The 11,902-nt window shown below is 54.0% G+C and carries 15 protein-coding genes and 1 pseudogene; 6 read left to right on the top strand and 10 right to left on the bottom strand.

The genetic code is table 11. From position 1 onward, the window contains the following. Nucleotides 1–135: 135 nt before the first annotated feature. A complete protein-coding gene (locus ACW9UL_RS05355; RefSeq protein ID WP_033978991.1) occupies nucleotides 136–369 on the bottom strand; it encodes a helix-turn-helix transcriptional regulator in 234 nt (77 codons plus the stop codon). Nucleotides 370–790: 421 nt separating this feature from the next. Here ACW9UL_RS05355 and ACW9UL_RS05350 point away from each other — a divergent pair, with 421 nt between their 5' ends. Further along, nucleotides 791–1,645 (top strand): hypothetical protein, encoded by an 855-nt coding sequence (locus tag ACW9UL_RS05350; RefSeq protein WP_457789364.1) that lies wholly within the window; start codon nucleotides 791–793, stop codon nucleotides 1,643–1,645. A 223-nt stretch (nucleotides 1,646–1,868) separates the two neighbouring features. Here the strand turns inward: ACW9UL_RS05350 and ACW9UL_RS05345 are convergent, their stop codons facing one another. The 8 genes from ACW9UL_RS05345 to ACW9UL_RS05310 form a co-directional block, all read right to left on the bottom strand. Further along, a complete protein-coding gene (locus ACW9UL_RS05345) occupies nucleotides 1,869–2,897 on the bottom strand; it encodes a phage integrase (protein WP_457789362.1) in 1,029 nt (342 codons plus the stop codon). After that, nucleotides 2,894–4,174 carry a phage replication initiation factor gene (locus ACW9UL_RS05340; protein WP_457789360.1) on the bottom strand — a complete coding sequence of 427 codons (1,281 nt, stop codon included), beginning with the start codon at nucleotides 4,172–4,174 and terminating at the stop codon, nucleotides 2,894–2,896. Before ACW9UL_RS05340 ends, ACW9UL_RS05345 begins: the two co-directional genes overlap by 4 nt. 140 nt (nucleotides 4,175–4,314) lie before the next feature. Further along, the gene (locus ACW9UL_RS05335) at nucleotides 4,315–4,629 is read right to left on the bottom strand and encodes a hypothetical protein (RefSeq protein ID WP_457789358.1); all 315 of its coding nucleotides are present in this window, start codon (nucleotides 4,627–4,629) and stop codon (nucleotides 4,315–4,317) included. 12 nt (nucleotides 4,630–4,641) lie between these two features. Next, entirely contained in the window at nucleotides 4,642–5,031 is a 390-nt protein-coding gene (locus ACW9UL_RS05330) for a hypothetical protein (protein WP_457789356.1), read from the bottom strand. Continuing rightward, nucleotides 5,024–5,365: a hypothetical protein gene (locus tag ACW9UL_RS05325; RefSeq protein WP_457789354.1), complete on the bottom strand. Its 342-nt coding sequence runs from the start codon at nucleotides 5,363–5,365 to the stop codon at nucleotides 5,024–5,026. The genes ACW9UL_RS05330 and ACW9UL_RS05325 overlap by 8 nt, the downstream gene beginning before the upstream one ends. Continuing rightward, nucleotides 5,358–5,573 (bottom strand): hypothetical protein, encoded by a 216-nt coding sequence (locus tag ACW9UL_RS05320; RefSeq protein ID WP_457789352.1) that lies wholly within the window; start codon nucleotides 5,571–5,573, stop codon nucleotides 5,358–5,360. Before ACW9UL_RS05320 ends, ACW9UL_RS05325 begins: the two co-directional genes overlap by 8 nt. After that, entirely contained in the window at nucleotides 5,560–5,733 is a 174-nt protein-coding gene (locus tag ACW9UL_RS05315; RefSeq protein ID WP_092374249.1) for an Arc family DNA-binding protein, read from the bottom strand. The genes ACW9UL_RS05320 and ACW9UL_RS05315 overlap by 14 nt, the downstream gene beginning before the upstream one ends. Further along, the gene (locus ACW9UL_RS05310) at nucleotides 5,730–5,948 is read right to left on the bottom strand and encodes a DNA-binding protein (protein WP_312913460.1); all 219 of its coding nucleotides are present in this window, start codon (nucleotides 5,946–5,948) and stop codon (nucleotides 5,730–5,732) included. The genes ACW9UL_RS05315 and ACW9UL_RS05310 overlap by 4 nt, the downstream gene beginning before the upstream one ends. Nucleotides 5,949–6,062: 114 nt before the next feature. On the opposite strand from ACW9UL_RS05310, the gene ACW9UL_RS05305 reads away from it, so the two are divergent. The 4 genes and pseudogenes from ACW9UL_RS05305 to ACW9UL_RS05290 all read left to right on the top strand — a co-directional run bounded on the left by ACW9UL_RS05305 (nucleotide 6,063) and on the right by ACW9UL_RS05290 (nucleotide 9,075). After that, nucleotides 6,063–6,335, top strand: coding sequence for a DNA-binding protein (locus ACW9UL_RS05305; protein ID WP_457789349.1), 273 nt, complete (start codon nucleotides 6,063–6,065; stop codon nucleotides 6,333–6,335). 67 nt (nucleotides 6,336–6,402) lie between these two features. Next, a pseudogene (locus ACW9UL_RS05300) lies at nucleotides 6,403–6,732 on the top strand (YegP family protein); the annotation flags it as partial. Nucleotides 6,733–6,774: 42 nt separating this feature from the next. After that, nucleotides 6,775–7,599: an FRG domain-containing protein gene (locus ACW9UL_RS05295; RefSeq protein WP_457790912.1), complete on the top strand. Its 825-nt coding sequence runs from the start codon at nucleotides 6,775–6,777 to the stop codon at nucleotides 7,597–7,599. Nucleotides 7,600–7,698: 99 nt separating this feature from the next. Beyond that, entirely contained in the window at nucleotides 7,699–9,075 is a 1,377-nt protein-coding gene (locus ACW9UL_RS05290; RefSeq protein WP_457789347.1) for a hypothetical protein, read from the top strand. Between the two features lie 621 nt (nucleotides 9,076–9,696). Here the strand turns inward: ACW9UL_RS05290 and ACW9UL_RS05285 are convergent. Then, nucleotides 9,697–10,659: a LysR family transcriptional regulator gene (locus ACW9UL_RS05285; RefSeq protein WP_457789345.1), complete on the bottom strand. Its 963-nt coding sequence runs from the start codon at nucleotides 10,657–10,659 to the stop codon at nucleotides 9,697–9,699. A 148-nt stretch (nucleotides 10,660–10,807) separates the two neighbouring features. On the opposite strand from ACW9UL_RS05285, the gene ACW9UL_RS05280 reads away from it, so the two are divergent. Then, nucleotides 10,808–11,731 carry a LysR family transcriptional regulator gene (locus tag ACW9UL_RS05280; protein WP_195882831.1) on the top strand — a complete coding sequence of 308 codons (924 nt, stop codon included), beginning with the start codon at nucleotides 10,808–10,810 and terminating at the stop codon, nucleotides 11,729–11,731. Nucleotides 11,732–11,902 lie beyond the last annotated feature (171 nt).

The raw sequence follows: 11,902 nt of genomic DNA, 5'->3' as shown, positions 1-11,902 counted from the left end.
TGGAGAGCAACATTGCCTAGCCAGCCGAGAGACTCACCGAATCACATCCTGGGAGAGTTAGCTGAGAGCGTTGGACTTTCCAAGCAGCATAAACGCCATGACCAGCCTTAGCCGGTCATGGCGCAGGTGGTAGTTTTAGCTGGCCATACTCAGGTGGCTGGTGGAGCGCACCGCGGCCCCCTCCTCCGCCAGGTCACGCTCCTCGATCCTTGCCAGGATCCAGTCATGCACCTCGCTATCGACCCAGCCGACGCAGCGGTCACCCAGGGATACCGGCTTCGGGAAGGTGCCTTCCTTGATGTATTTGTAGATGGTCGACCGGGCCAGACCGGTCGAGTCGATGACTTCTTTCAATCGGATGATCCTCATGAACGGGCTCCTCGTATTCGTTCAGAGGATCTGCAGGGGCGATAAAAAAAAACGCTGAGCTGGGGTCGTACCCCAGCACGACGTCACGCGAGACAGACCCTTATCTGCATACTTCAGGGACGGCTTCGTTGACTATGGCCAACAATCCATCAAAATTAATCAGCGCTAGCACCATCCCCAAAACGCCATGAATCAAGCCATGAAAGCACTCATGACCAGCAGTTTCTGGGCATATCGAAGAAAAATCAATCAATAGAATAATTCTAGAATAGTTATAGAATAACCGTTAACCGCCAATAGAATAAAGAAAGAATAGGTATAGATTGATCCTATAATTTCTATAGATCCAATGTGGAATTCATATAGAATTTTCAATGAAATAAATAGTAAATTTCTGTCAACAATATTTTGGTGATGTATTTTGACTATTGAGAATCATGCAGGAAGCAAGACCTCTGACGCACTCAGCCAGCTTCTTCGAGATCCGCACCAGAGCAACCGTCATGACATCTGGCTATGGCTGGATCTCTACCTCAACGAAGGAGCCAAGCTAAATCCCAATACCTGTAACCGCCCCACCATGCGAGACGAGATCGCCAAGTGCTTAAAACAACGCGCGAATCGCATTCTTCGCATCCCGTCAAAAAAGGATCGGTTACTGCTATCGGACGAAAGACTGGGCTGGATTGAAGAGGGGAACGAAAGGCAACATAAATGGTTGCTCGCACGCATCGAGCAACTGACAGGCATTCGAATCCCGCGGGAGCTGGTTCATCTCGAAGGGAAAGACCACCTTGTTGCCATGATTGATCTTTGGGACATAGAGCTTGAAACGAAGGCACGCGAAGTCAATTCCTTGCGGGAGGAATGGCTCCGCCACGTGGCGCGGGATAGTGCCTTCGAGTGGTTCTCTGACAAAAAGGAAAGCAAAAAACGTTGCACTTGTGCCTGGGAGTGGCTCGAAAAACACCACCTCCGTCCGCACTCCAGACAGCTCCCGATCAGTAACTACAACGAGCTGCTAATGTTCTTCGACCATGCCGAGCTCGGCCGCCATGAGCAAAAGGCGATGATCCAAGAGATCAAAAAGCGATGGAATCGCCAGCAATTTGACGAGCGTAACGCCGACAAGAAACAGATCAACGTGATGCTATCAAAAGCAGTGATTGCCCAGCTGGATGAGCTAGCCAAGCAACATGGCCTGAAGCGCGCGCAAGTGATTGAGACCCTGGTGAGAATGGAGGCAGAAACCAGCGCGCACCTGGCGAGCACTTGAAAGCAGCGGTGCGGCAGTGGTTGCATGGGATGGGCAAAGCAGCCACGGAGCCGCGTCTTGGCATCTCCTGAGTTCAAATCCGACTTGTGGTATTCCAAATGGTATTCCACAAGAATATTTAACCGGTTTTTTACCTTATATTTCATAGCGATAGAAAATCATTTCAGATTACCCCGGCCCACCAATTGAAGCAAGCACAAACCCCTGATTTTCCTAGAGAATTTCAGGGGTTTTGTGTTTTCAGGGACTGCGAATGTCCCGAAAGTGTCACACCTGCCAACGGGTTGAGTTTTACCGCTTCCGCCAGATGCTCCGGCGCCAAGTGCGCATAGCGCATGGTCATGGCCAAGCTGGAGTGGCCCAGGATTTTCTGTAGCGTGAGGATGTTCCCGCCCTTCTGCATGAAGTGGCTGGCGAAGGTGTGCCGGAGCGCGTGGCTGGCCTGCCCTTTCGGCAGCACGATGCCGGATCGGCTCAAGGCTCGACGGAATGACGTGATCGCCCCGGTGAACTGGCCATGCCGCTTCCAGTGGTTGCGTATGAGGGCTTCCAGCTCGGCCGGGATGGGCACCGTTCGCACCTTGCTGGATTTCGTCTTGCTGTAGGTGACAGCACCATTGCGCAGCCTGGACGGTGTGAGGCCTTCCGCTTCCGACCATCGAGCACCAGTGGCCAGACAGAGCAGCACGATAGGCTCGACGTGCGGGTTGTCGCAGCCTTCACGAATGGCGGTCAGGAGATCGGCTATCTGTTCCTGGGTCAGCCAGGACAGTTCCCTCTCTTCGATCCTGTAGAGCTTCATCAGCTCCAACGGGTTGGCGTAGTCGATCTGGCCCAAGCCGCGAAGCTCATTGAAAACGGCCCGGATGTAGCCCAGTTCGTTGTTCAGGGTCTTGGGCGTGATGCCGGCTTCTGCCCGCAAGCGGCGATCATGAGCGTAGGTGGCCGGGTCGAGCTTCATGGCGATGGGGTCACGTAGACGAACGCACAGGGCATCGAGCTTGGCCTTTCTGCGTTCACCATCTTTGAGCATGTGGCCGTGCAAATCGAACCACAGACCCACAAGCTCCGAGAGTCGGCGGCGATCCTGGGCCTTGGGGTTCCAGGCCGGGTCAGTGGCCTTGTTGGCGGTGATGTACTGCTCATAGCGCAGGGCTTCCGCCTTGGTGGCAAACAGCTTGCGGAAACGCTGGCCACGGATCGGCTGTACGTCTGCCAACCATCGACCGTCAGGGCGCTTTTTGACCGTCATACAGCCCTGCCCCACCTCACATGCCGTTCTTCCAGGATGTTCTTGAGGTGCTTATACAGCCCGTCCTCGTCCATGCCCTTGGCGGCATAGTGGTCACGGATCACCGGCCAGCATTCCCAGTCCTTGAGCCGGTAAAAACCCTTTCTAGCGCCCACTCGCTCCCGTGCCAGCAGGCTTACGAAGTTTCCCAGGAACAGTTCCACGTTCTTGCCGGAGAAGCCGCGCGAAGTCTTGTAGTTGCGCTTGTATTCGGTGTCTTCCAGCAGCGAATCGACCGGCAGATCAACGCGGGCGTCTTCGCGTAGCAGTGTCCAGATGGGTTCGTAGTAACCAGGGCGAGCCAGCAACTTGAACTGCTGCATGCCGTAGCGCCAGAGGCCATCGAGGTGCGGTGTGAACGCGGCATAGCTGTTGGTGTCGATGGCCTGGCCGCTGTGCAGATCGACGGAACCGCTGGCGAATTGTTGGATGACGGAATGGTGATAACGCAGCTCGACACGCCACACGTCCTGGGCCGGGTTGTAGTTGTCCGGGTCGTTGTCGTCGAGGCTGTTGCGGCGCTTCCAGATGCCTTCCCAGTAGTCGAGCTTGTCCGCCGCTCGGGCCTGTTCGGTCTTGTTGTAAATCGCCAGCTGGACGCCACCGGCAAAGCCGAACATATAGGTCTCGCCCCGTCCGTAGACGCTGCTTTTGGTCTCCCAGGTAATTTCCTTGATGCCAGAAATATCGCGGGCCGAGCGGGCGCGGCAGTGCATGCGGGCGACCAGATCAGCAGGCGGTTGCCAGCCTTGAACATCCAGGGCGAGATGAACCGCGCATTGGTTGCGTTCAATGTTGGTGAGGATCTGCTCGGCGTAGAAATCCATGCGGGCTTGCAGGCGCTCAGGCGACAGGCTGTCGATGGCATGGGGCGACACTTCGATTTTCAGGTGCGGGCCGATGTTCTCCTGCTTGGCGTTGAAGTTCTTCACCAGCAGGATGAAGCCCAGGTCAGCGTTCTGCAGCTTGTACTGGTAGCCCGAGTCCTTGCCGACCCGACCGGCATGCCAGCGCTCACCCGCGAAGTCGACGATGGCGCCGGGCTTGTCGAACAGGCACATGATTTCCGGACGGATCAGACCGCGGTACAACTGGCGGACGGTATCGACGCCGCAGTGCAGCAAGCGGACTTTCGACAGGTCGACGAAACGGGCTGTGCTCGGGTCGACGAACAGGCGCCCGGTCGGGTCTTCACAGGCCACCATGTTCAGTCTCAGGAAGTCTTTTGGCTTTCTCATCTATTCACCTATTGCTGATTACTGCGGAAGTCTTTTTCTTACTTTCTGACGTGTTACAGGGACGTCAGCGGCGCGCGGCGCCCGCTGGGGGCCCCGCCCGCAAGCGGGTGCCCTCCCCAGGCGCGCCGAAGCACTGGCCTCTACGTCGACGGCTCGCATTCGTTTCTCTCTATCCAGTTTTCAGGGTGGGTTATCCGGTTTAGCTGTTCTCCCTTGCAGGGTTCTTCCTGGGCGTAGGGGAACAGTTGCGGACGGCCATAGGGCGGCGGGCTGGCATAGGTGAGCGAGGCGCCGAGCAGCACCAGGAACAACAGGCGCAGGCAGTCAGCGAAGTGCAGCGGGCGGGGTTGGATCAACACCAAGGGCTTTGCCCTTGTCATCCCACTCTTGCCGCCGAGGGCTCGGGAGCGCGGGGCGGTGAAGCTGCCCCACTCTCCCGTGGTCAGGCTGTTCATGATGGCGTGGGGTCAAGGGTGCGCTGCGCCCGTGCTTCCGTTCGCCGGAACGGTGAAGCTGTTCCGACGAGCCGGGAGCGCGGCCCTTGACCCGTCCAAATGGGTCAGGGTCATGCGGCCCAGTACGTTGCCGGAACCGTGCCGGTCGCGGTACCGCATCGCCCTGATAGTGCAAATGTCGTCGAAGTAGAACTCGTTCGGGTTGCGCGTGCTGGAGCTGACTTCGACCGCCAGGAAGCATGGGGCGCCCTGCATATCCGGCGTGGGCAAGAGGACGCCCACAATGTGGACGCATTGCCAGAAGGATTCCGGCTCAGCATCCCAGGCGGTTTCGAGCAGCACGGTTTTCCCGACATAGCTCAGGGCTGTGGCGGCATCGAGCTGGATACGTGGCTTACGCATGGTGGCGCTCTCCTTGCGTGGCGTGGCCCTGGAACAGGTGCGGCAGCGGCAGGCAGCCCAGCACCTTGCCGACGGCGTGACGGTCGCTGATGCCGCGGATGGTGTTGATGCTGTCGAAGTAAACCTCTTGCGGCATGTCGTTACCGATATCAAACGGCATGACGAGGAAGTAGCCGTCTTCGAACACGTCCGGCACCGGCAGCACGACGCCAACGATGTGGTAGCAGCGCCACAGCATTTCGTTGTCGTCGTCCCAGCGCAGTTCGACGAGCACGGTCTGGCCGATGTAGCCGATGGCGGTGATGGGATCGAACGCGAGAGCAGGCTTAGACATGGGCGTAGTCCCCTTCCTTGAACTCGGTTTTGCCCTTCTCCAGATCGGCCCGGAGACGGGCGAGGTTGACCATGCGGAAGTCGGCCAGCTTCATGCTCGGGATGGTCTTGCTGTCCACCCAGTTGATGACCTCTTCAACCGTCACGCCGCTCAGCTCGGCGAAGGTCTTTACGCTGCACAGGTCGAGGCTTTCGTCAGGCTTGCTCATGGGTGCCCTCCTTGGCGGCTTTGTCCTGGGCGTAGCTCGCTTCCAGGCGAATGACGACTTCCGAGTTCATCGATCGACGGGACGCGAAGGCGGACTGTTCGATCTTGGCGCGCAGCTCGGGCGGTACGCGCAGCTTGAATTGCGGGTCTGTTCGGCTCACAGCGTCCACTCCTGTTCGAGAAGTTGCTGGGTCAGCAAGGCCACGTTGACCATGGTGCGTTTGCCCACCTTCTGCGAAGGCAGGTAGTTACGTTCCACCCAGGTGCGCACCACGATGGGTTCGTCGCCCATGCCGATCCACTCGGCGAACTTCTGCCACGGCATCAAGGGCGGTGCGCCGTGCAGCTTTTGCGGGTCGAGACCTTCCGTATCCATAAGCTTTGTTCCACTATGTTCGGCATTGATCGGCACCGCTTAAGTACCATGTACTCAAGCACATAGTACACCACGCCGACCCAGTGTACATATGACTAAGGCGAATCTTTTTCAATGAAAGACCCGATAGCCGATAGAGCTATTCAATTGATGGATTTGGCTGGACTTGCTGCCTTCGCTGAAAGCGGAACGAAGGAGTACTTCCGCTGGCAGAACGTCAAGAGAGGCCGGGCGCGAGTTGGCACCCAGGAAATAGAGGAAATCGGGAAGGTTTTTCCGAAGTATCGCTGGTGGCTAATCACTGGCGAAGTGATGCCAGAGGCAGGGCAAACAAGCCCCGAGTACGATGAAGCAAATCGAAACTTGAGCCCACCCAACGCGGGATAGCGATCACCCAGGAAGTAGCTAGGCGCTGGTATGCCCGAGAAATTGGATCAAGGAAAGACACGACAACATGAGCGGACGCTTCCATCTAAAAAAATCATCAAATGGAAAATACTATTTCAACTTGCTAGCTGGAAACGGCGAGATAATTTTAACAAGTGAGTTATTCCACTCAAAAAAATCCGCTCTAAATGCAATTGAATCTGTAAAGAAAAATGCTCTAAGGCCCGACGCCTTTGAAATAAAAGAAACGCACAATGAAAAATCTTATTTCACACTAAAAGCCACCAACGGCCAAGTAGTGGGGCAGAGCCAAATATATGCAAGCAAAGCTGGCGCAAGAAATGGAATAAGCGCAGTAATCCATAACTCTTTTAGCGCCGCCCTACTAGACGAAAATCCAGAACCTACAAAATCAAACACTGACGCCAGCCAAACGGAGATAATCGGCAGTGTTCGCACATACCTAGGCGTAATTAGCAAGATACCACCCGAGCGCGAGAATGTTAGATATTATCGGGGTCATGGAAGCTCTGAATATAACTTAATCCCTGGAATATATAGAAACGCCGGCTGGATTAAGAACGAAAGCACTATGTTCCATGAGCTCATGCTCAGATGCCCCAATGACTTCGACATTTCCGGATCAACTTTTAACAGTCTTGTGAAGATGCAGCATTACTCACTACCCACAAGACTCCTAGACATAACGGCAAACCCACTAATAGCCTTATACTTCGCTTGCGAGGATGAAAAGCCGCATGACGCAGAGGTCATCGCATTTCGAGTTCCGAAGAGCGAAGTACGCTATCATGATAGCGATACGGTCAGTGCAATATCAAACATAAGCAGAATGCCATCAACATTCTCAGCCAAAAAAGACAAGATTATCGAGTCATTTAATAAAAACCCCGAAATAATAAGACTCGTACGCGAAATACAGCGTGAAAAACCTTACTTTGAAAGCCGTATAGAGTCGGACCACTTGAACTCTGTCGTATGTGTCAAACCAGTACTGGACAACCCCAGAATCATTAAACAAGACGGGGCCTTTCTTTTATTCGGAATGAACACATCAAAAACAAATCCAGCAGAAGTACCCAGTCGATACCTAGCCTCCTTAGGCGACCTTCGCATGATCATTCGCGGTTCAGATAAAAGAAAAATTCTTCAACAACTTGAGCTCCTCGGAATAACGAAGCAATCGATATACCCTGAAATAGAACATGTAGCTGGGTATATCAAAAACACCTACATGGATTACTAAGAAAACTCAAATATGAGCAGGCTGGAGCCAAAGGATGCAATAGCGCTATTGCTCAGCAGCCAGCAGCCTTAGTGAAAATGGTTAAAAGTAGCGATCTCCATGACAAGCTCTACAACTATATTTATTGATGAATTAAAGAGAAACAAGCTCAGCATAACCTGCAAAACAATATCTATATCCAGGCAATCGGCCGCCGCCCCTATAAAATATGTCGTTACAGGCAAAATCTATCAAAACGAAAGCGGCGCACTAGAACTGGAAGCCATTTGGCTGTGCCCAACCGCAAAAGAATTCAAACCAACAAGCTCCACAGAACTATGCTATTCAGTGAGCCCAGGTGAGATCATCCCCCCAGATTGCTATTTTGAAATAGAAGCCTTGTCAGTATCCGGCAAGACCTGGAAGGCACGAGATATTTATTTAACATGCGAAGCCTATCACCAAACTTACACCGCTATATTTCGAGCCAACCTAGACTCTCTCACAAGTGAATCGAGGAGAGGAAAAGGGGCCCCTCCCGAATATCGTAGAGTCATCATCTGCGATGGAAAAAACATACGAATACCCGCGAACGAATTTAGTGATTTGGGAGAGCAAGGAAAGAGGCGCGACACCGCAAGACTAACTATCAATGGCACCGACCACGCTCTAAAAAAAGACGGGGACAACCTTGCTATCACGATAGCATCACCTAGAAGCATCAGTGACATCTCCGCAAATGCAACACTCGAAGCCATAGAACTAGCTACTGGCCAACGATTAGCGAAAATTTATGAGATCAACAAAAGCCAGAATAAAACAAAGGAAGTCATTTACACAAAAGAGAACAAAGAGAATCTTTGGCAGATTCCAAATCCGATACCCTGCCGATCACCAACGCACATCGCCTACCTAACAAAATTCATTAATAAATACAAAAAACTCAAAAAAAGCGAAAGAGATTACATTATTTGGTATTGGCGAGAAATAGGCACCTCTAGCAATACAGCTGAAGCCCTCACAAAATCCGTATGCTCAAATATAGAAGGCATGATTGATATATTCCACCAAAGCCTTCGAATAAAAGACATAAAATTCTCCGCCGAATGTAAAGCAGCCATACCAATACTTGAGCAACTCAACCTATCTGCCAAAAACCCTCTTAGCGAGAGAGTAATAGGCAAGATCAATAGCTCTTTAAAAGATGCTGGAAAAGCATCAACCAAGGCCATCTTATATGAGCTTTTTGGAAAGGATATTGCTGACAACTGGAACAACCTTAGGCACGCTGCCCTTCATGGCAGCCTACATCAGCTCTATAAAGATGAAGGCGATCTATTTGCAAAAATATATGGCTGCCTCTACATATTCTACGAGCTAATAGCTGACGCAATAAGCTACAAGGACTTTCTAATAAATTATAGCCAAAAGGGATACCCTAATACGCTCCCGCAAATTCAAGCCATCAAGAACCCACAAAAACCTACTTCAAAGTAGCGCACAACACACTAGCGCCGATGTGCCCCAAAAGTGTCACATATAAAGCAAGGCACAGCCGGCCAATGCAATAGCCCACGGCGGCAGTCGGCTGATTTACTTAGGAAAGCGGACAAGAGCAGAGTAAAGCGGAATCGTCGGCACGGGTTCAAATCCCCCGGCCCCACCAATTGAAGCAAGCACAAACCCCTGATTTTCCTAGAGAACTTCAGGGGTTTTATGTTTTCAGGGACTGCGAATGTCCCGAAAGTGTCACAGCAGGATCAGACTCCCAATAATCCGGCTTGACGATGGCTGACTTTTCTAGAGGCGGAACCTTTACCGGTAACTGGCAAGCGGGCAGCCCGGAAAACATCGTCTGGTCTGCATCATGAATACTCCTTGCGGCGCTCATCATCCTCCTGGCGTCAGCGCCCACTCAGACTGAGACAAACCGGTTTTCTTAGTAGCAGCATCAGATGCGATTGATTTCGTTATCCACCAGAGCCATCTGCTGCGCAGGGTTCCCTGGTATCACCGCGGGTAGCGCTGCGTGCCCACAGATCAACCAACCAGCCTGTGCCTAGCACTTACTGACATTCTGAACTTCCGCCTTTGCCTGTGGCATGCACTCCGGGCTAGTCAGGCTGCCGCCGCAACAATACCGCTCGACATATTCTGGCGAACAAGTTCTTCGGGCTGTGCTCCCAGTAAAGAGCTGCATCGCGAACGCAACCACCGCTCGCCCGGATCACTGTGAGCAGCCCCTCTCCAGACCATCGATAGCTCTTGCTGAGGAAGTACAACTGGCACGGCTTCAGCTCTCAAGCCCCCCGAGCCAGACATGGCCTGAGCAACATATTCCGGCACGATGGCAATCATGCTGCTGCCTTCGAGTAGCATGGGTAAGGCGCTGAACTGCGGCACAGCGAGGACGACTTTACGTTGACGACCAAGCGAATGGAGGACCCGGTCCGCATTCTCGATAACGTTGCCCATGGACGACACCACGGCATGCGGCCGCCGACAGAACTCTTCCAGGTTCAGTGCGCCAGCCTGAGAGTCCGCCCGCAGCAGCATTGGGCGAATCGACCGCAAATGCTTACTCCGCGCATTGGCTGGCAGCTGCAAGGCATGGCTGATGCCAAGCGAAATCTCCCCGGATGCAAGCAACTGGGGCAATTGCCATTGATCGGCGCGACGTACCACAAGCCTTATGCTCGGTGCATCGACGCGTAGGCGGCGCAGCAGAGTGGGTAACAAGGCGTATTCGACATCATCGGAAAGACCAATATGAAAAGTGGCCTCACTCGTTGTCGGGTCGAACGTCTGACACTTGCCCAACGCAGCAGCAATACTGTCGAGAGCAGGCGTCAGGTTGGAGAAAATTTCCTGGGCGCGGGATGTAGGCTCCATTACCCGCCCGGTGCGAATGAACAAGGGGTCATCGAACAGGTGGCGTAGGCGCCCCAAGGCAGCACTGACTGCTGGTTGCCCAAGGAACAGTTTCTCGCCGACACGGCTAACATTTTGCTCGTGCATCATGGTTTCGAAAACTACCAGCAGATTGATGTCCGCCCGACGCAAATCATTTCTGTTCATCATGTTAGGCACCTACGCAGAGTTGTACATTTTTGACTGTCGCCGATCAGGCTGTGAGGCGACGCTGCTTGAACACAGTATTGCTGTCGCGATTAACGATGGGCTAGTGTCGCTCTGCGCCTAGCTGTGTCGCGAAATGAGGAACGCCGGATTGAATCTCGAAGACCTGCAAACATTTGTTGAGGTCGCTGATGCTGGCGGAATCTCAGCCGCCGCGCGCCACCTTGGAGTTTCCAAATCAATCGTCAGTCGGCGGCTGTTCCGACTGGAAGCGGACCTTGGCATTCAGCTTCTCGCACGAACCACCCGCGGTGCAGCACTTACAGAAGCGGGTATGACATTTCGGGAACATGCGGCCCGAGCCAGTGCCGAGATTGAAACGGCCAGGGAAACGATTCTTCCCACCGGGGATCTTCGTGGTCGATTGCGGGTCGCAGTGCCGCTTTCCTCCGGCCCGATACACTTTGCCCCTGTGCTTGCTGAGATGGCACGCCGCTACCCTCGCCTTCAGATTGATGCGGCCTACGGAGATCGCTTCGTCGACCTGGTCGCGGAAGGCTTCGATTGTGCCATCCGGGTCGGAGCCCTACGCGACTCGAACCTGCTGGCCAAACGCGTGGGTCAGATTTACGGCAAGCTCGTCGCCAGCCCGGACTACATCAAGGCACATGGAGCACCCGAGACGCCGGACGAAATCGCCGCCCACCAGGCGTTGCTCGGCGCCGAAAGTTGGCGCTTCATGGATGGAAACAAGGTCATCACCGTGCAGCCGCAGGGACGCTTCAAGAGCGATAACGGCGCGGCGCTCGCCGGTGCTGCGGCAGCGGGGCTCGGTATTGCGTGGCTCCCCGATTGTGTCACTTACGAATATCTGGCGTCCGGCGCACTCGTTCCGATCATGACTCGCTACCCACTGCCAGTAGGAGACGTTTACATCGTGCGGCCGCCCAGCGCGCACCCAGCGCAAAAAGTGCGCATCCTCTCGGAGTTGCTGATCGAATCATTTGAAAGAAATCCGCCGTTTACAGATGCGATGGCCAAGGTTGCAGCGACACGCAACCTTACGCCTGGCTGATCACCACCGAACTGCGAACACAATCATCGCTATGCCTGGCTCAGGACAACTTTCTGGAACGCCAGAGCTACGACGTCCAAAGCAACACTTCGCGTCCGCCATAAATAGGCGCAGAACTGCTGAGCTTGAGCGGCTATCGCGGTAGAAAGCCCTATCAAGCGGGCCGATACC

The sequence above is a fragment of the Pseudomonas sp. PL-6 genome (assembly GCF_054110165.1).
This window is presented reverse-complemented; position numbering and strand designations above follow the sequence as displayed.